The sequence below is a fragment of the Variovorax sp. P4_B10 genome, from assembly GCF_056402375.1.
In genome coordinates this window covers 57,244-74,756 of record NZ_JBFUHN010000030.1, presented here as the reverse complement: position 1 = coordinate 74,756, position 17,513 = coordinate 57,244, and the positions used below count along the sequence as shown (strand labels likewise).

The following is a 17,513-nucleotide window of genomic DNA, read 5'->3' as shown; positions in this document are numbered from 1 at the left end:
TCAAGTGCCTTGAATTGATTATTTATCATAACCATAATTCAACTCACACCGAAACGCAATCATGACCAATCCCGACCTCCACCTCGACATCCGCGACGACGTCGCCATCGTCCGCCTGACCCGCGGCGCCAAGCGCAATGCGCTGTCGGACGGCCTGATCCTCGCGCTGCGCGATACCTTCGAGAAGCTGCCCTCCACGGTGCGCGCCGCGGTGCTCGACGGCGAGGGCCCGCACTTCTGCGCCGGCCTCGACCTGAGCGAACTGAAGGAGCGCGATGCCGGCCAGGGCATGCAGCACTCGCGCCTGTGGCACGCCGCGCTCGACCTCATCCAGCACGGCCCGGTGCCGGTGATCGCCGCGCTGCATGGCGCGGTGGTCGGCGGCGGCCTCGAACTGGCGAGCGCCTGCCACATCCGCGTGGCCGACCGCTCCACCTTCTACGCGCTGCCCGAAGGTTCGCGCGGCATCTTCGTGGGCGGCGGCGGCTCGGTGCGCATTCCGAAGCTGATCGGCGTGGCCCGCATGACCGACATGATGATGACCGGCCGCGTCTACAACGCCGAGGACGGCGAGCGCGCCAACTTCGCGCAGTACCTCGTCGACGAGGGCACGGCCTTCGACAAGGCCTTCGAACTCGCCAGGCGCATCGCCACCAACGCGCCGCTCACCAACTACGCGCTGATGCACGCGTTGCCGCGCATCGCCGAGCAATCGGCCGACCACGGCTTCTTCACCGAGGCGCTGATGTCCGGCATCGTCCAGAGCGCGCCCGAGGCCAAGGCGCGCGTGCGCGATTTCCTCGAAGGCCGCGGGGCCAAAGTGAGCAAGGAATGACCACCATTCGATACCGCCCGCTGGCCTTCGGCGTCACGCGCGCAGTGCTGCGCGACGGCGCGCCGGGCACGCAGTACCTGCAGGCCGAAACGCAGCTCGCGTCCTACCGCGAGCGCATGACCGACCGCCTCGCGCACTGGGCCGAAGCCGCGCCCGAGCGCACCTTCATCGCTCGCCGCGAACGACTGGCCGACGGCAGCACCGGCGACTGGCTGCGCGTGTCCTATGCGCAGGCGCTGGAAGAGGCACGCGGTATCGGACAGGCGCTGCTCGACCGCGGCCTGGGCGCGGAGCGCCCGGTAGCGATCCTCAGCGAGAACGGCATCGAGCACGCGCTGCTCGCGCTCGGCTGCCTCTACGCCGGCGTGCCCTACTGCCCGGTGTCGCCGCCCTACTCGCTCGTGAGCCAGGACTTCGAGAAGCTGCGCCATGTGCTGGAAACGCTGACGCCGGGCCTCGTGTTCGCCGCCGATGCCGCGCGCTACGGCCGCGCCATCGAAGCCGCCGTGCCGGCAGGCACCGAGGTCGTGCTTGCGGAAGGCAGGCTCGAAGGCCGGGCCACCATCGCGTTCAACCTCCTCGCCGCCACGCCGGCAACACCCGCCATCGACGCCGCGATGCGCGCCACCGGCCCCGACACCATCACCAAGTTCCTCTTCACCTCGGGCTCGACCAAGATGCCCAAGGCGGTGATCAACACGCACCGCATGTGGTGCGCCAACCAGCAGCAGCTGCGCCAGTCGATCCCCGCGCTGGGAGAAGAGCCGCCCGTGCTGATCGACTGGCTGCCCTGGAACCACACCTTCGGCGGCAACCACAACGTGGGCATCGTGCTCGACAACGGCGGCACGCTCTACATCGACGACGGCAAGCCCACGCCCTCGGGCATGGCCGAGACCTTGCGCAACCTGCGCGAGATCGCGCCCACCATCTACTTCAATGTGCCGACCGGCTTCGAGGCCATCGCGCATGCGATGGAAACCGACGCGGTGCTGCGCCGCAACCTGCTGTCGCGCGTGAAGATGTTCTTCTACTCGGGCGCGGCGCTGTCGCAGCCCGTGTGGGACAGCCTGCACAAGACGCAGGAAGCCGAGGTCGGCGAGCGCATCGTGATGGGCACCGGCCTCGGCATGACCGAGTCGGGCCCCTTCGCGCTCTATGTGACCGGCCCCGAAGTGAAGTCGGGCGACATCGGCTTGCCGGCCGCCGGGATCGAGCTCAAGCTGATCGAAGTCGACGGCAAGACCGAGGTGCGCTACCGCGGCCCCAACATCACGCCCGGCTACTGGCGGGCGCCCGAGGCCACGGCCGAAGCCTTCGACGAAGAAGGCTTCTTCTCGACCGGCGACGCGGTGAAGTGGATCGACGACCAGAACATCCATCGCGGCCTGCGCTTCGACGGCCGCATCGCCGAAGACTTCAAGCTCGCCACCGGCACCTTCGTGAGCGTGGGCCCGCTGCGCGCAAAGATCATCGGAGCCGGTGCGCCCTATGTGCAGGACGCGGTGCTGACCGGCATCAACCTGAAGGAAGTCGGCGCGCTGATCTTCCCGACACAAAAAGTGCGGCAACTCGCCGGCCTGGGCGCCGACGCAACGATGCAGCAGGTGCTCGAAAGCGCACCGGTACAGGCGCACTTCCAGGAGGTGGCCAACACGCTGGCGGCCGCAGGCACCGGCAGCGCCAACCGCATCGCACGGCTGCACCTGATGGCCGAGCCGCCCTCGATCGACAAGGGCGAAGTGACCGACAAGGGCTCCATCAACCAGCGCGCCGTGCTCAAGCACCGCGCCGAGATCGTCGAAGCATTGCATGCCGGCACCCTGCCCTTCACCTTGAAGCCCCGCTGAACCCATCCAGGAGACAAACACCATGAAGATCGAAGGACAAGCCGCACTCGTCACCGGCGGCGCATCGGGCCTCGGCGAAGCCACCGCGCGCGAACTGGCGCGCCTGGGTGCGAAGGTCGCGGTGCTCGACCGCAACGCCGCGCTCGCAGAGAAGGTCGCAGCCGAGATCGGCGGCGTCGCCTGCGTCTGCGACATCACCGACACCGACAGCGTCAATGCCGCACTCGACAAAGCCGCCGCCGCCCACGGCCCCGCACGCATCCTGATGAACGTGGCCGGCATCGGCAGCGCGAAGCGCATCGTCGGCAAGGACGGCAACCCGGCGCCGCTCGAAGACTTCGTGCGCGTGGTCAACATCAACTTKGTCGGCGGCTACAACATGGCCCGCCTCTTCGCCGCGCGCTGCGCGAAGCTGGAAGCGCTAGCCAACGGCGAGAAGGGCGTGATGCTCTTCACCGCCTCGGTCGCCGCCTTCGACGGCCAGGTGGGCCAGCAGGCCTACAGCGCCTCCAAGGGCGGCCTCGTGGGCATGACGCTGCCGATGGCGCGCGACCTCGCACAGCATGCCATCCGCGTGTGCACCGTCGCGCCCGGCCTCTTCGCCACGCCGCTGCTGCTGGAGCTGCCCGAAGCCGTGCAGCAATCGCTCGCCGCGTCGATTCCGTTTCCCCCGCGCCTGGGCAAGCCTTCGGAATTCGCAGAGCTGGCCTGCCACATCGTGACCAACGGGCACTTGAACGGCGAGGTGATCCGCCTCGACGGTGCCCTGCGCATGGCGCCGCGCTGATTCCAGCCCCAACAACCAGGAGACAAGACCATGACCAACCGACGTCAGTTCGTGACGGCGCTCGGCGGCACCGCCGCGCTCGCCGCCCTGCATCCCCTCGCCGCACTTGCCCAGGCGGTGCAGCAGCAGGTGAAGATCTACTACGGCTTCCCGGCCGGCAGCGCGGGCGACAGCGTGGCGCGCCGCGTGGCCGACAAGATCGGCGACACGCCGTTCACCAAGAACAACCCGGTGGTCGAGAACAAGCCCGGCGCGGGCGGGCGCATCGCGCTCGACACGCTCAAGACCTCGCCGGCCGACGGCTCGGTGCTGTGTCTCGCACAGGCCTCCGCGCTGTCGACCTATCCGCACATCTATACCAAGCTGAGCTACGGCATCGCGGATTTCGCGCCGATCTCCATCGGCGCGGTGATGACGCACGGCCTGGCCGTCGGTCCGATGGTGCCGGCCAGCGTGAAGACGCTGAAGGACTATGTCGCCTGGGCCAAGGCCAACCCTGGCCAGGCCAGCTACGGCTCGCCGGGCGCGGGCTCCACGCCGCACTTCCTGGGCGCGCTGCTGGGCCTGAACAGCGGCACCGACCTGCGCCACGTGCCCTACCGCGGCTCCCTGCCGGCGATCAACGACGTGGTGGGCGGCCAGATCGCCTCGAGCATGACGCCCGTCGGCGACTGCCTGCCCTTCGTCAAGGCCGGCAAGCTGCGCGTGCTCGCCACCTCGGGGGCGCAGCGCCCAGCCTACCTGCCCGACGTGCCGACCTTCACCGAACAGGGCTTCGCGGAAATCGTGGCGGACGAATGGTTCGGTTTCTTCGCCCCGGCGAAGACGCCGACGGCCGTCATCGCCGCCGCCAGCACGGCGATCCAGGCCGCGCTCAAGGACAAGGCCGTGGCCGACGGCCTGCTGTCGGTCGGCCTGATCGCCCACGGCTCCTCGCCCGAGGACATGAAGAAGTCGCTGCAGTCCGAATACGAACGCTGGGGTCCGCTGGTCAAGAAGATCGGCTTCACCGCCGAGTCCTGACCCGCCTCGCTTGCTTGCCCGCGCTGAATCGACACCGATGGATTACCGACCCCGCCCCGAAGACGTCCGTTTCCTGCTGAACGAAGTGCTCGACGGGCCCAGGCGCCTGCAGGCGCTCACGCCCTTCGCCGAGGTCGACGAGGCGCTGCAATCCCAGGTGCTGGAGGAAGCCGCGCGCTTCGTCGGCGAAGTGGTGGCGCCGATCAACCGCGAGGGCGACGAGGTCGGCTGTCGCTTCGAGGGCGGCCAGGTCGTCTCGCCGCCGGGCTTTCGCGAGGCCTACCAGGCCTTCGTCGATGGCGGCTGGCCTGCGCTCTCGGCCGCCACCGAAGACGGCGGCCAGGGGCTGCCCGCGGTGCTCGAAGCCGTGCTCTACGAATGGCTAGCGGCCGCCAACCACGGCCTCACGATGGCACCCGGGCTGCTGCACGGCGCCTATGCCTGCCTCAAGCACCACGGCAGCGACGAACTGCGCGCGCGCTATCTTTCGAAGATCGCGACCGGCGAATGGCTCGCCACCATGTGCCTCACCGAAGCGCATGCGGGCAGCGACCTCGGCCAGGTGCGCACCCGCGCCGTGCCGCAGGCCGACGGCAGCTTCCGCGTGAGCGGCGGCAAGATCTTCATCTCGGGCGGCGAGCACGACCTGACGTCGAACATCGTGCACCTGGTGCTGTGCCGGCTGCATGGATCGGAAGTACAGGCGCCCGCCGGGCCCAAGGGCCTGTCGCTGGCACTCGTGCCCAAGGTGCTGCCCGACGGCACGCGCAACGCGGTGCACTGCGAGCGCATCGAGGAAAAGATGGGCCTGCACGGCAGCCCCACCTGCACAATGCGTTTCGACGAAGCTGCCGGCTGGCTGGTCGGCGAACCGGGCCGCGGCCTGGCCGCCATGTTCGTGATGATGAATTCGGCGCGCCTGCATGTGGCGCTGCAGGGCATCGGCCTGCTCGATGCCGCCTGGCAGAAGGCCGATGCCTATGCGGCCGAGCGCCGCCAGATGCGCGCACCGGGCGCCGCGCCCGCAAGCCGGGGTGGCGAAGCGGCCGACCTGATCGCCGAGCACCCGGCCGTGCGCCGCATTCTCGACACGCAGCGTGCCTGGATCGACGGTGCGCGCACCCTCGCCTACCGCAGCGCGCTGATGCTCGACATTGCAGCGCACGACGCCGATCCCAAGGCCCGCGAACGCGCGCAGCGCTGGTGCTCGCTGGTCACGCCGGTGCTCAAGGCGGCCTGCACGCACCAGGCCTTCCACGGCGCGAGCGAATGCCTGCAGGTATTCGGCGGCCACGGCTACGTGCGCGAATGGGGCATCGAGCAAGTCGTGCGAGACGCGCGCGTCACCATGATCTACGAGGGCACCAACGAGATCCAGGCCATCGACCTGCTGGTGCGCAAGGTGCTGCCCGACGGCGGCGCCGCCATGTCGGCCGTGCTGCTCGAACTGCGCGACACGCTCGATGCCTCGCGCGAAGCCGACGCCGACGTGCAGCGCCGGCTCGCGCAGCTGCGCTACCTGGGCACCACCATCGCGATGGCCGCGCATGCCAACCCGGTGCTGCCGTACGAAGTGGCCGACGACTACCTGCGGGTGGTGATGCTCACGATGATGGCGTGGGCCTGGGCACGGATCGATGCAGCAGGCGAAGCCTCCCCGGACCGTGCCAGCCAAACGCGTGCGGCGGCGGCCTTCCGGCGCTGGGTGCTGCCCGAGTTCGACATGCGGCTCGGCATCGTCAAGCGTGCCTGCGAGACTGTCGCCCTGGCGCATGCCGCGGCAACGGACGGTGTCGCCAACTAGGTTTGCGGCACCGCCACGGGCGGTTACGCTCGGGGCCATGCCTCCCTCCCCGAAAAAAACTTCCGCAAAGAACGAGCCCGCCGCGACGGCGCCAGGCAGGCCGGACCGGCTCGATGCCCGCGTGCTCGAAGCCCTGGTCGGCTACAACGCCCGCCGCGCCTGGCTGATCGTCAGCGGCTTTTTCTCGGAGCGCATGGCGCCCTACGGACTCAAGCAGATCGATTTTTCGGTGCTCTCGCTGCTGGCGCACAACCCGGGCGCCACCTCGCGCCAGCTCTGCAGCACCCTGGACATCCTGCCGCCCAACCTCGTGAGCCTGGTGGCCACGCTGGACAGCCGGGGCCTGATCGAGCGCCGGCCGCATCCGCACGATGGCCGGGCGGTGGGGCTGCATCTCACGCCCGCCGGCGAAACGCTGGTCCGCGAAGCCGAGCAGGCCGTGGTGCAGCTCGAGGCCGATGCCAGCGCCAAGCTCAGCGTGCGCGAGCGCGAGACGCTGATCAAGCTGCTGCAGAAAATCTATCTCTGAAGTCCCGGGGGGGCCCTACAACCCCCGCTCGACCATGTCGATGAGGCGCTGCCCGAGCGCATGGGTGGTCTGCGCATCGAGCGCCCGCAACGGCCCGTGGATGATCAGCAGCGCGAGCCCGTGCACCGCCGACCATGCGAGGTATTCGGCGTTCGGGCGCCGCGCCGGCTCCAGCACGCCGGCATCCACCAGCCGGTCGATCGCCGCGCCGAGCAACTGGAACGGGTTCATCCCGCTCGCTCCCGCGCTCTCGGGGCCCACTTCGCCCTCCCCCTCCTCGGTCACCACGAACGCCGTACGGAACAAGCCGGGCTCGGCCTGCGCAAACCGCAGGTAGGCCGTGCCGATGGCGCGAACCTGCGCCCGCGCGAAGTCGGCGGGCGGCTGGTCGCAGGGCAGCACGGCCAGTTCGGTTTCTATCGCCTTGGCTGCGGCCGAAAGCGCCGCCGCACGCACCGCCAGCAACAGCTCATGCCGGCTCCCGAAGTGCCGGTAGGCCGCATTCGGCACCACGCCCGCGCGCCGCGTCGCCTCGCGCAGCACCACCGCATCCGGGCCGCCGTCGCGCGCCAGTTCGACGCCCGCCTCGAGCAGCGCCCGGCGCAGATCGCCATGGCGATAGGTGCTCCTGGCGGGCGGCAGGCTGTCGGGGACGTTGTTGAGCTTCATTGCAATTCCATGTGGACACTGTCCATTATCCCTGCTATTCTTTGTGGACGGTGTACACAAAGTAGTTCCATCGTATTCGCGCAGGGTCCGCTGCGCATCCGTGAAACCTCTCCTGCGAAAGGGAAATGCCATGAAAGTCCAGTCTTACCTGTCCTTCGAAGGCCGTTGCGACGAAGCGATCGCGTTCTACAAGAAGGCGCTCGGCGCCGAAGTGGTCCAGCTCATGCGCTACAGCGAAGCGCCGGCGGATGCATCCATGGACAAAGGGGACGGCTGCGCCGGCGCCACGCCCAGCCCCGACAAGGTGATGCACTCGGTGGTGCGCATCGGCGAAACCGAGCTGATGTTCTCCGACGGCCGCTGCTCGGGCCAGGCGGAGTTCAAGGGAATCATGCTGTCGATCACCGCCCCCACCGATGCCGACGCCCGCAAGCGGTTCGACGCGCTGGCCGATGGCGGCCAGGTGATGCAGCCGCTGATCCCGACCTTCTTCACCTCCAGCTTCGGCATGCTCACCGACCGTTTCGGCGTGGGCTGGCTGCTGGTGGTGGCGACCGCCAACTGACCGTCAACCGACCGCCCGACACCTTTGCCTCCGGAGTACCTCCTTCATGCTCAAGAAAATTGCCCTCGTCGTCCTCGCCCTGATCGCCGTGCTGCTCATCTACGGGGCGACACGACCCGACACCTTCCGCGTGGAACGCACGACGCGCATCCAGGCGCCGGCTGCGAAGATCTTTCCGCTGATCGACGACTTCCACCGCTGGGGTGCCTGGTCGCCCTACGAGAAGCTGGACCCCGGCATGAAGCGCACCTTCGGCGGCACGCCCGCAGGCAAGGGCGCGACCTACGCCTGGGAAGGCAACGACAAGGCCGGCGCGGGCCGCATGGAAATCACCGAGTCGACGCCCTCCTCGAAGATCGCGATCAAGCTCGACTTCATCAAGCCCTTCGAAGGCCACAACGTGGCCGAGTTCACGCTGCAGCCGCAGGGCGACGCCACGCAGGTCACCTGGGCCATGCACGGCCCGAGCCCCTACGTCGCGAAGCTCATGGGCATCTTCTTCAACATGGACCAGATGATCGGCAAGGACTTCGAAGCAGGTCTCGCCAATCTCAAGACGGCCACCGAAAAGTAACCAAGGAAACCTCATGTCTCCCATCCACGCTTATCTCTCGTTCGACGGCAACGCTGCAGAGGCCATGCGCTTCTACGAAAAGACGCTCGGCGGCACCATGCAGATGATGATGACCATGGGCGAAGCGCCCGGCGCCGAGCAGTTCCCGCCCGGCGCCGCGAAGCGCATCATGCATGCGGCGCTCGCCTACGGCGACGGCATGCTGATGGCCTCCGACACCATGCCCGGCCAGGCCTACGAAGGCATGAAGGGCTTCGGCGTTGCGCTGACCCTCGACACCGTCGCCGAAGCACGGCGCGTGTTCGACGCCTTCGCCGACGGCGGCAAGGTCGCGATGCCCTTCGCCCCGACCTTCTGGGTCGAAGGCTTCGGCATGGTGACCGACCGCTTCGGAACACCTTGGTTGATCAACGGTGGCAAGCCATTGGTCTGATACGCCTCGCAGGCGATTTGCAGGAATCCACTCCATGACCGAAACACTCGACAACCGAAAGCGCTGGCTCGCATTGATGGTGCTCTGCCTCGGCGTCCTGATGATCGTGCTCGACACCACGATCGTGAACGTGGCTCTGCCCTCGATCCGCACCGACCTCGGCTTCACCGAGACCTCGCTGGTCTGGGTGGTGAATGCCTACATGCTGACCTTCGGCGGCTTCCTGCTGCTGGGGGGCCGGCTCGGCGACCTCTACGGCCACCGCAAGCTCTTCCTGATCGGCCTCGTGCTCTTCACCCTTGCCTCGCTGGCCTGCGGCATCGCCAACTCGCAGGGGCTGCTGATCGCCGCGCGCGCGGTGCAGGGACTGGGCGGCGCGGTGGTCTCGGCCGTGTCGCTCTCGCTGATCATGAATCTCTTCACCGAKCCGGCCGACCGCGCCAAGGCGATGGGCGTCTACGGTTTCGTCTGCGCCGGCGGCGGCAGCATCGGCGTGCTGCTGGGCGGCCTGCTGACCAGCACGTTGAGCTGGCACTGGATCTTCCTGGTCAACCTGCCGATCGGCGTGGCTGTCTACGCGCTCTGCGTGGCGCTGCTGCCCAGTGCACGCGGCCAGGCGCACGGCGAGAAGCTCGACGTGGCCGGCGCGGTCACCGTCACGCTGTCGCTCATGCTCGCGGTCTACGGCGTCGTCAACGGCAACGAGGCCGGCTGGGGCTCCACGCAGACCCTGGGCCTGCTCGGCGCGGCCGTGGTGCTGCTGGCCGTGTTCATCGCCATCGAGGCCCGCGTACAGCATCCGCTGATGCCGCTCGGCCTGTTCCGACTGCGCAGCGTGTCGGTCGCGAACGTGGTGGGCGTGCTGTGGGCGGCGGCGATGTTCGCGTGGTTCTTCATCTCGGCGCTCTACATGCAGCTGGTGCTGAACTACACGCCGATGCAGATCGGCTTGGCCTTCCTGCCGGCCAACGTGATCATGGCGGTGTTCTCGCTGGGGCTGTCGGCCAAGCTGGTGATGCGCTTCGGCATCCGCAAGCCGCTCGCGGCCGGGCTCTGGCTCGCCGCCATCGGGCTCGCGCTGTTCGCGCGCGCACCGGTCAACGGCAGCTTCGTGACCGACGTGCTGCCCGGCATGATGCTGCTGGGCCTGGGCGCCGGCATGGCGTTCAACCCGGTGCTGCTCGCGGCCATGAGCGAGGTCGACCCAGCCGATTCGGGCCTGGCCTCGGGCGTGGTCAACACCGCTTTCATGATGGGCGGCGCACTCGGCCTGGCCGTGCTGGCCAGCGCGGCGGCGGCGCGCAGCAGCGCGATGGAAGCGGCCGGCGCACAGCTTCCGCTCGCGCTCACCGGCGGCTACAACCTTGCGTTTCTCGTCGGCGCCGTGTTCGCGGCGGCGGCGGGCTTGATCGGGGCCCTGCTGCTTCGCACCGCACCGCCGGGGCAGACGCAGAACAACGAGGAAGCGGCACCCCGCAGCAGGACGGCGGGCGAAACGGCATCGTGAACACGACGCCATGCAGCCGCCGCTGTTTTTCCTTCAACGGTTCTATCTTTCATTCAGGAGGCCCCCCATGGCTCGCTACGTCGACGGTTTCATCGTTGCCATTCCCACCCAGAAGGTCGAGGCCTACCGCAAGCTCGCGCGCAAGGCCGGCAAGGTCTGGATGGAGTACGGCGCGCTCGAATACGTGGAGTGCATCGCCGACGACGTGAAGCCCGGCAAGCTCACCTCGTTCCCGCAAAGCGTGAAGCTCAAGGCCGACGAGACCGTGGCCTTCTCGTGGATCGTCTACAAGTCGCGCAAGCACCGCGACACGGTGAACAAGAAGGTCATGGCCGACCCGCGCATCACGGCAATGGACCCGAAGACCATGCCGTTCGATGCGAAGAGGATGATCTTCGGCGGCTTCAAATCGATCGTCGAGTTCTGATCCCTTCGCGAAACACCGCGGAACCGGCTTTGCCGGGCCGCTGGTGCTGCCCCCTGCAAGAGGGTGCGCGAAGCCTGGGGGTTAGCCGATGAACCCGTCGTAGACGAGCTTCAGGCCTGTGAGCAGCATGCCCAGGTACACGAAGCGATAGAACCAGGTCGCATCGATGCGCCGCGCGATGCGGATGCCGACCCACACGCCGAGCGGCGCGAGGGGCATCAGCGCCAGCGAGGTGGCCATGGTGCGGAAGTCGATCAGGCCGAGCCACGCGTAGGGAATCCACTTGCTGAGATTCACCACGAAGAAGAAGTACGCCATCGTCGCCGTGAAGACCACCGGCTTGAGCCGCAGCGGAATCACATAGGCGTTGATCGGCGGGCCGCCGGCATGCGCGATGAAGCTCGTGAAACCCGACACCACCGTGAGCACCGAGCCCACCGCGCGCGAAGGCAGCGGATCGTCGGGCTTGGGCGGAAACACCAGCCGCTGCGCGAGAAACAGCAGCGTGAACACGCCGACGATGCCCGCCACCGTGTGCGCCGACAGCACCCGGAACAGCAGCGTGCCGATCACCGTGCCGATCAGCCCGAACGGAATCAGGAACTTGAGCAGCGAGCGGTCGAAGTCGCGCCGGAATGCGGCCAGCCCCAGCACGTCCATCAGCAGCAACAGCGGCATCAGGATGGCGGCGGCCTGCGGCACCGTCACCGCGAGCGCCATCAAGGGCACCGCGAGCGAACCGAAGCCGGCGCCGAAGCCGCTCTTGCTGATGCCGAGCAGCAGCACGGCGGGGATGGCGACTGCATAGAAATGCGGGTCGGTGATGAGGGGAAAGACCATGAGAGTGACGGGCGCAGAAAAAAGCCTGCCGTGGCGGCAGGCTTTTCGAGCGTAGCAGGATGAGGCTCGATGCGTCGTACCTGGGACTTGTCTCCCGGGGGGCGCGATCAGGCAGGCTGCTTCAACGGGTTGAGCACGAAATCGAAATCGAGACGCCAACGGCCGTTGTCCTGCTTCTTCCAGGGCGCGACCAGCGACTGGCGCACCGCGAACACCGCGTCGGAGTCGAGCCACTGGTCGCCCTCGCGGAACACATGGGTGATGAGCTGCTCGTAGCCCGGTGCCTCGATCTTGAAATGCAGGTGGGCGGGCCGCCAGGGGTGGCGCCGGGTCGCGCGCAGCAGGTCGCCCACGGGCCCGTCGACGGGGATGGGGTAGGCCTCGGCCAGCACGCTGCGGAAATGCAGCGCGCCGTCGGCCGCCGTGCGCAGGCGGCCGCGGTTCTCGGAATGATCGAGCCCCTCGTGCTGCACGTCGTAGTGCCCGCCTTCGTCGGCCTGCCACACGTCGACGACCGCGCCGGCCACTGGCTCGCCATCGAGACCGCGCACCGTGGCGTACACATCGCAGGGCGCGCCCGCGGCGCCGTTGGCCACGTCGTCGCCATGTTCGTATTCGGGTGCGCCCTCGAAGTAGAACGGGCCGAACACCGTGGCCTCGGTGCAGCCGGCCGGCTTGTCGTTGTTCATTGCGATGGTGAGCATCGAGAGGCCCAGCACGTCCGACAGCAGGATGAACTCCTGGCGCTTGTCGTCGCACTTCTGGCCGGTGGCGGTGAGGTACTGGATGCCCTGGAACCACTCCGCTTCGGTGAGCTTCACCTCGCGCGCAAAGGCATGCAGGTGCTGCACGAGGCTGGTCATGATCTCGTGCAGGCGTGGGCTGGGCGTGTCGGCGAAGCGCGCGAGCACGGCCTGGGTGATGTTGTCCTGGTTGAGGTTGCGCATCGTGGCTGTCTCCTTGTCGGCCTGTCTCTCTGGGGTACGGCGCACTGTAGGCCGCACGCGGCACGCCCGAAAGCACCACGGCGCAAATGATTTTTCCGCTCAGCGGAACGGTCGCACCCTGCACTGGGCCGAAATCATCTGGCTCCTGACTCCGAGGAATAGAGCCCTGAACCACTGAATAAAGTGCTGGATCAGCGGATTAAAGTTCTGAACTTGGCAATAGAGTGCTGGCCCAGAAGGCTAAACGAGGTCGCTGCCCCACGGGGAGCAAGCTGATGGACCAGAAGGCGGGCAAATCATTGATCCGCTATGACGGCAAGTAAGGCAGCCACCAACTGACCAGCGAGAGTGGCTAGGCGAACGCGCGAGTGCCCGCCGGCCTCTGCGACTCACCTGTAAGCAACGTCGATAACTGCGAATGGGCCCAGATCTCCGGCCACTAGATGTGAATCTGCCGAGGGAGGTACCTATTCGCCAATCGACGCGCGAACCGGATGAAGGTTCTGGTGCATGACGGAATTGGCATCTGGCTGTCGGCACGACGCCTGCATCAGGGCAAGTTCGTCTGGCCCAAGGACAGCGGCACTACCCTCAGCTTGACCCGTCCCCAGTTCGATGCGCTGGTGCTCGGGCTTCCGTGGCAGCGCGTCGGCGAAGCTGGGGTGATCAGCGTGCTGTAGTGCAATCGCCGAATGTGCTGATGCGCGCGTGAGTACACCGGGGCACCATCACCGTCCGTGATCGACACGGCCGACCTTGACCACCTGGACGCGCAGCAACTGCGCGAGATGATCCTCTCGCTCAGAAGAGAAGCCGCGGCCGACAAGCTCGAGATCGCACGCCGTGACCACGAGATCGCGTTCAAGCAGGCCGCCATCGACAAGCTCACGCATGAGATGGCTGTGCTCAAGCGGCTGAAGTTTGCCGCCAAGTCTGAAGCCTTCAACGCTGAACAGAAGAGCCTGCTGGAAGAGACGATCGACGCCGACCTCGCGGCGATGGAGCGCGAGCTGGCGCAGCTTCAGGCCGCGCCATCTGCGCAGCACGAGAAGCAGCAACCTAAGCGCCAGCCGCTGCCCGCGCACTTGCCGCGCCGGGAGATCCGCCACGAGCCTGAGAGCACCACCTGCAGCTGCGGCTGCACCCTGCAGCGCATCGGCGAGGACATGGCCGAGAAGCTCGACTGCCGTCGGCAGCCTGATCTGCGACTGCAGTCAAGACGGGGGCACCGCGCTTACTGCGCAGCAGACGTTAAAGTCAGAGCACTTCACTTCGTCCGCTGCTCACCTTACTGGAATGCCAGACATCCCTATTCATCTCTCCCGCGAATGGACCAACCGATACGCCGCGTATCTGCAGCAGGCGCGGAAGTTCTTGGCAAACCCCAACAGCGAAACAACAGACTTTGGTGTCGGTAGCTCTACCATCCGCGCCATCTCAAATGGCGGGACGGGACCAACGGGGCCCTTGCAAAGCTACAACAATTGGGCCGGAAAGGAGTCATTCCGCTTGAGAATGGATGCATCGCAGGGGGTCGTGCCTCATAGCCAAGCGGAGTTCGACACGTTGCATGCGGAGTTGACTGACTCCTTGTGCGCACATTGGCAATCAAACGCGCTAGCGAATCCGCTGTCCATCGCTCATCGATACAAACTGGTCGACTTGTTCGTGCGATGGATGGCAATTAAGGGCTGGAAGCCGGTAAAGGGCACTCAAGGCGACTTGTTGCACGCATGCTGCCGCGACTTCGGCCATATCCCGCTGGACCGCAAGAGTCTCCACATATTGAGCGAGACCTTCGGCGGCATCGGCTTGAGCGGGCCGTTCTCCATGGGGAACATCCATACACAGCGGGCTTATGACTTCTATCAGGCACTCGCGCGCTGCGTCGTTTCAGAAGCTGGCGGCTCGCCACTCCTGTTCGACACGTTCTGCTGGCAACACCCAGACTGCCAGTCAGTCTACGAGCCATCTACGCCCACGCCTTGAGTTCGTTGGTGTGCCAGATACTTCCGCTTCAGCTTCGGCTTGCGCCTGACATCGGTGTATTCAATAAGCCAGCCCAGCCATTGCTCGCTTCATCGTAGACCGCCCTTTGTTGCCATGAATTGCCGGCGTTGGGAACGAGCAACGCGGCTGAACCGAGGGAAATGACTTTAGGTATCCCCAGAATGTTGCTCAACAAGAAGCACGAATGACCATCATAGAGAACGCAGCTGCGCTCGCAGCGTCTCAGACTATCGCCGCCATGCTGGCCGTTGCGCAAGTAGGCGCGCCAGTCGTTGCAACGAAGGCCGACGTCAAGGCGGCAATCTCAGCCTTGGGCGAGAACTTGGAGCGAAATAAACACAAGGAGGCCGTGGCCGTGATGCTGTCGCTGATGCTGTGGGACGCCGACGGTTCCACCGCACGCATCCGACGAGAGGGCTTGTTCCGGGCATCACGTTATGAATTCCGTTCGGGGGGCATTGTCAAGGTCTTGGATGCTGCCCTGGCTCTGATATCACGGCTTCAACTGCAGCTACGTCCGGACCGATTGGCCTATCTGAACTCCGTGCGCGTGCTGCTAGACGCTGCGCCCGAGGCCCGAAGGCTGCGAGAAAGTCTGGTGATTCGCCTGAAGGCCCGCAAGCGCGTTGTGCTCAAAACTCTTCTGTACATTGTTAACCAGGCGTTTGCGCGCAACTGGGTGGGGGACCGGGCACAGACTGCCGAGAGGTTAGAGCACTGGTCGCAAGAGGACCTCGCACAGGGTTTCTCATCCATCGTCCAGCTGATGCGTGAAGAAGTCGGTACCGACCCGAAGCTCTGGCAACATGTGGACGAGAAACTGCTCGACCCGTTCGAGAACATCTATGCGAACCTGCTCATAGACGCGGCCCGGTTGAACGAGCTCCTTGAGGCCGAAGCGCTTGTCGATGGTATGCCGTATGAGGTGAGGCGGCAAGGAGAGGTACTCGTCGTCTTCTCAACCGACGAGATGCTTGAAAAGTCCATCCGCCTTGGGTATATCCAGAGTGGTATCCAGGATACCAACCGCGCACTGCGAGTCCTTCAGCAGTTTCACGATTCCGGTCAACCCTTGACCACGATGGAGAGTGTTATCGCAGGTGCTTTCGACATCGGGATGGGCGAGCTTGTCGAGCTTCGCCCTCGACCCATCGAACGCCTAGTCTTCAAGATAGTGCACGACGAGCAATTCTTTCTTCCGATATCGACGGACGAGTACTACGTCGGCGAAATTGCCAGTCTGATTGGGATTGGCATTGAGAACTTCAGGCCTGAGGAAGGCGCGTCAATGCGGGTGAGTGAACTCTTGACTGTCCGTGACGTCATCAAAGTGCAGCGGATGTTCAGTTTTATGCATGCGGTCTACGACGAGAAGCTTAAGTCGATTCAGAATGAGCAAGAGAGAGAAGCTCTGAGGATGAGGTCGGTCCTGCCTATCATGCGGCAGCAAGAATTGGTTCAGCTACTGGGGAACGTGCTGTCACCTGAGAAGGCCGAAGAAGCGGTCAGACTGCTCACACTGGAAGAGCACAAGAAAGAGCACAAGAAAGAGCACAAGAATTTTATCGACCTGCAGTACCGACCTCTCATTAAGGCGGGAGAGCATTTTGTTATTGCACCAGCGCTCATATTTCGTTCAAACCTAGTGCGCAATATCGTCACTGCCAACAGATTGCGTAAGGTCGTCCTTGGGCCCACAGACCCAATGCAGCGGGCTGTCGTGCAGGCGTTGACTGATGCAGGGTTCCGCGTGCGAGAGAACTTTTCATTCAACATCGAAGGCGAACGGGAAACAGACGTCCTTTGCTGGCGTGACGGCCATCTGTTCGTCCTTGAATGCAAAAATTCGTTCCACCCGTGTTCGGCATGGCTGGGTTGGGATGTGCCGACAACAGAGAACGTCCACTCAGCCATCATTACAGCAAACCGCGTGTTCAATGGCTATAGTTCCAGAGCGCACCCAGTCCGGCAGGCGCACGAGTTGATGAACGTCGTCCTACGAGGAAAAATCAGGCTAGGCGCAGAGCAGTACGTAAGTTTTTGGCGCGGCCCTGAATTTCAGGCTCAGGACTTGGTCGACTACTTGCGGGGCGAGACCATCATCCGCCAGCAAATGGCACAGTTGCAGCCCTTCGACAGACACATCCGAATTGGCAGCAAGACGCTTTCCCTTCAGAACTACGTCATGGACGTGGAGGCGGCGGCGAAAGATGCCGTCGAAGCGTTCGGCCCGCAGTTTGATGCGTCCGAGTAAGGACTATCGCGGCCTTCCTGTTTGAAGCGCCGACGACAATGACTCGTGAAGCGAAAACCGGGCTTGCACGGTAGCGCTCTCATCGCGCATTGTCTGACATCGAGCTGGCAGCGTGCGGGTCTGCAGGAACCAACCCCGACTCCGCTGGACGAAGCTCACGCCTTCACAAATCCACGAGTCGGACGGACGAACTTCAGGTTCGCTTTTGCTAGGGGCGAAAGCTCTACTGCTGGCTTCCCTCCTGCACGCACCTAAAGTTGTAGGCGTCGTTCGAACTGCCTTTGCCCATGAAGTGCCCCCCCTGGGGCGACGCAAAGCGGACACGTGAACTCAACACCTCGGTCCGACTTGATGTTCAGAGACTTCGTGGCGAACATGCGCTTGGGCAGCCTCCCTGCCTCTACTCAATCAACCATGGGCCAAAAGGTATTTACGACGCATGCGCCGTCACCACCCCAC

General features: G+C 65.3%; 17 protein-coding genes and 1 pseudogene. 15 read left to right on the top strand and 3 right to left on the bottom strand.

What is annotated here, in order from left to right; translation table 11 throughout:
* Window positions 1-61 precede the first annotated feature (61 nt).
* From AC1DXX_RS15835 to AC1DXX_RS15810, 6 genes are read left to right on the top strand one after another with little or no spacing between them, the layout of a single operon-like run.
* Window positions 62-835, top strand: a complete 774-nt coding sequence (locus AC1DXX_RS15835) for a crotonase/enoyl-CoA hydratase family protein (RefSeq protein ID WP_478135151.1) — start codon at window positions 62-64, stop codon at window positions 833-835.
* On the top strand, window positions 832-2,685 hold the full coding sequence (locus AC1DXX_RS15830; protein WP_478135150.1) for a feruloyl-CoA synthase: 1,854 nt from the start codon (window positions 832-834) through the stop codon (window positions 2,683-2,685). Before AC1DXX_RS15835 ends, AC1DXX_RS15830 begins: the two co-directional genes overlap by 4 nt.
* A 22-nt stretch (window positions 2,686-2,707) precedes the next feature.
* On the top strand, window positions 2,708-3,472 hold the full coding sequence (locus AC1DXX_RS15825) for an SDR family NAD(P)-dependent oxidoreductase (protein ID WP_478135149.1): 765 nt from the start codon (window positions 2,708-2,710) through the stop codon (window positions 3,470-3,472).
* 30 nt (window positions 3,473-3,502) lie between these two features.
* Window positions 3,503-4,495, top strand: coding sequence for a Bug family tripartite tricarboxylate transporter substrate binding protein (locus AC1DXX_RS15820; RefSeq protein WP_478135148.1), 993 nt, complete (start codon window positions 3,503-3,505; stop codon window positions 4,493-4,495).
* A 37-nt stretch (window positions 4,496-4,532) separates the two neighbouring features.
* The gene (locus tag AC1DXX_RS15815; protein WP_478135147.1) at window positions 4,533-6,299 is read left to right on the top strand and encodes an acyl-CoA dehydrogenase family protein; all 1,767 of its coding nucleotides are present in this window, start codon (window positions 4,533-4,535) and stop codon (window positions 6,297-6,299) included.
* A gap of 37 nt (window positions 6,300-6,336) precedes the next feature.
* Window positions 6,337-6,828 carry a MarR family winged helix-turn-helix transcriptional regulator gene (locus AC1DXX_RS15810; protein ID WP_478135146.1) on the top strand — a complete coding sequence of 164 codons (492 nt, stop codon included), beginning with the start codon at window positions 6,337-6,339 and terminating at the stop codon, window positions 6,826-6,828.
* Window positions 6,829-6,843: 15 nt separating this feature from the next.
* Here AC1DXX_RS15810 and AC1DXX_RS15805 read toward each other — a convergent pair whose 3' ends face one another.
* Window positions 6,844-7,497: a TetR/AcrR family transcriptional regulator gene (locus AC1DXX_RS15805; RefSeq protein ID WP_478135145.1), complete on the bottom strand. Its 654-nt coding sequence runs from the start codon at window positions 7,495-7,497 to the stop codon at window positions 6,844-6,846.
* Window positions 7,498-7,627: 130 nt separating this feature from the next.
* Here AC1DXX_RS15805 and AC1DXX_RS15800 point away from each other — a divergent pair, with 130 nt between their 5' ends.
* From AC1DXX_RS15800 to AC1DXX_RS15780, 5 genes are all read left to right on the top strand, one after another.
* Window positions 7,628-8,062 carry a VOC family protein gene (locus AC1DXX_RS15800; RefSeq protein ID WP_478135144.1) on the top strand — a complete coding sequence of 145 codons (435 nt, stop codon included), beginning with the start codon at window positions 7,628-7,630 and terminating at the stop codon, window positions 8,060-8,062.
* A 46-nt stretch (window positions 8,063-8,108) separates the two neighbouring features.
* Entirely contained in the window at window positions 8,109-8,636 is a 528-nt protein-coding gene (locus AC1DXX_RS15795) for an SRPBCC family protein (RefSeq protein WP_478135143.1), read from the top strand.
* 13 nt (window positions 8,637-8,649) lie between these two features.
* Window positions 8,650-9,069: a VOC family protein gene (locus AC1DXX_RS15790; RefSeq protein WP_478135142.1), complete on the top strand. Its 420-nt coding sequence runs from the start codon at window positions 8,650-8,652 to the stop codon at window positions 9,067-9,069.
* A 34-nt stretch (window positions 9,070-9,103) separates the two neighbouring features.
* The gene (locus AC1DXX_RS15785; protein ID WP_478135141.1) at window positions 9,104-10,576 is read left to right on the top strand and encodes a DHA2 family efflux MFS transporter permease subunit; all 1,473 of its coding nucleotides are present in this window, start codon (window positions 9,104-9,106) and stop codon (window positions 10,574-10,576) included.
* Window positions 10,577-10,643: 67 nt separating this feature from the next.
* Window positions 10,644-11,003, top strand: coding sequence for a DUF1428 domain-containing protein (locus tag AC1DXX_RS15780; RefSeq protein ID WP_478135140.1), 360 nt, complete (start codon window positions 10,644-10,646; stop codon window positions 11,001-11,003).
* An 81-nt stretch (window positions 11,004-11,084) separates the two neighbouring features.
* Here the strand turns inward: AC1DXX_RS15780 and AC1DXX_RS15775 are convergent, their stop codons facing one another.
* The gene (locus AC1DXX_RS15775) at window positions 11,085-11,843 is read right to left on the bottom strand and encodes a sulfite exporter TauE/SafE family protein (protein ID WP_478135139.1); all 759 of its coding nucleotides are present in this window, start codon (window positions 11,841-11,843) and stop codon (window positions 11,085-11,087) included.
* A gap of 107 nt (window positions 11,844-11,950) precedes the next feature.
* Window positions 11,951-12,790 (bottom strand): intradiol ring-cleavage dioxygenase, encoded by an 840-nt coding sequence (locus AC1DXX_RS15770; protein WP_478135138.1) that lies wholly within the window; start codon window positions 12,788-12,790, stop codon window positions 11,951-11,953.
* Window positions 12,791-13,239: 449 nt separating this feature from the next.
* Between AC1DXX_RS15770 and tnpB the strand changes: the two genes are divergently transcribed.
* The 4 genes and pseudogenes from tnpB to AC1DXX_RS15750 all read left to right on the top strand — a co-directional run bounded on the left by tnpB (window position 13,240) and on the right by AC1DXX_RS15750 (window position 17,054).
* On the top strand, window positions 13,240-13,470 hold the full coding sequence (tnpB, locus tag AC1DXX_RS15765; protein ID WP_478135210.1) for an IS66 family insertion sequence element accessory protein TnpB: 231 nt from the start codon (window positions 13,240-13,242) through the stop codon (window positions 13,468-13,470).
* A gap of 57 nt (window positions 13,471-13,527) precedes the next feature.
* Window positions 13,528-13,974, top strand: a pseudogene (locus tag AC1DXX_RS15760) (transposase domain-containing protein); the annotation flags it as partial.
* Between the two features lie 190 nt (window positions 13,975-14,164).
* Window positions 14,165-14,779: a hypothetical protein gene (locus AC1DXX_RS15755; protein ID WP_478135211.1), complete on the top strand. Its 615-nt coding sequence runs from the start codon at window positions 14,165-14,167 to the stop codon at window positions 14,777-14,779.
* A gap of 205 nt (window positions 14,780-14,984) precedes the next feature.
* The gene (locus AC1DXX_RS15750) at window positions 14,985-17,054 is read left to right on the top strand and encodes a hypothetical protein (RefSeq protein WP_478135137.1); all 2,070 of its coding nucleotides are present in this window, start codon (window positions 14,985-14,987) and stop codon (window positions 17,052-17,054) included.
* Window positions 17,055-17,513: the final 459 nt, after the last annotated feature.

Coding starts and splice junctions, on each gene's coding strand:
- AC1DXX_RS15835 (WP_478135151.1), top strand. CDS start 62: ATGACCAATCCCGACCTCCACCTCGACATCCGCGACGACGTCGCCATC.
- AC1DXX_RS15830 (WP_478135150.1), top strand. CDS start 832: ATGACCACCATTCGATACCGCCCGCTGGCCTTCGGCGTCACGCGCGCA.
- AC1DXX_RS15820 (WP_478135148.1), top strand. CDS start 3,503: ATGACCAACCGACGTCAGTTCGTGACGGCGCTCGGCGGCACCGCCGCG.
- AC1DXX_RS15815 (WP_478135147.1), top strand. CDS start 4,533: ATGGATTACCGACCCCGCCCCGAAGACGTCCGTTTCCTGCTGAACGAA.
- AC1DXX_RS15810 (WP_478135146.1), top strand. CDS start 6,337: ATGCCTCCCTCCCCGAAAAAAACTTCCGCAAAGAACGAGCCCGCCGCG.
- AC1DXX_RS15805 (WP_478135145.1), bottom strand. CDS start 7,497: ATGAAGCTCAACAACGTCCCCGACAGCCTGCCGCCCGCCAGGAGCACC.
- AC1DXX_RS15800 (WP_478135144.1), top strand. CDS start 7,628: ATGAAAGTCCAGTCTTACCTGTCCTTCGAAGGCCGTTGCGACGAAGCG.
- AC1DXX_RS15795 (WP_478135143.1), top strand. CDS start 8,109: ATGCTCAAGAAAATTGCCCTCGTCGTCCTCGCCCTGATCGCCGTGCTG.
- AC1DXX_RS15790 (WP_478135142.1), top strand. CDS start 8,650: ATGTCTCCCATCCACGCTTATCTCTCGTTCGACGGCAACGCTGCAGAG.
- AC1DXX_RS15780 (WP_478135140.1), top strand. CDS start 10,644: ATGGCTCGCTACGTCGACGGTTTCATCGTTGCCATTCCCACCCAGAAG.
- AC1DXX_RS15775 (WP_478135139.1), bottom strand. CDS start 11,843: ATGGTCTTTCCCCTCATCACCGACCCGCATTTCTATGCAGTCGCCATC.
- AC1DXX_RS15770 (WP_478135138.1), bottom strand. CDS start 12,790: ATGCGCAACCTCAACCAGGACAACATCACCCAGGCCGTGCTCGCGCGC.
- AC1DXX_RS15750 (WP_478135137.1), top strand. CDS start 14,985: ATGACCATCATAGAGAACGCAGCTGCGCTCGCAGCGTCTCAGACTATC.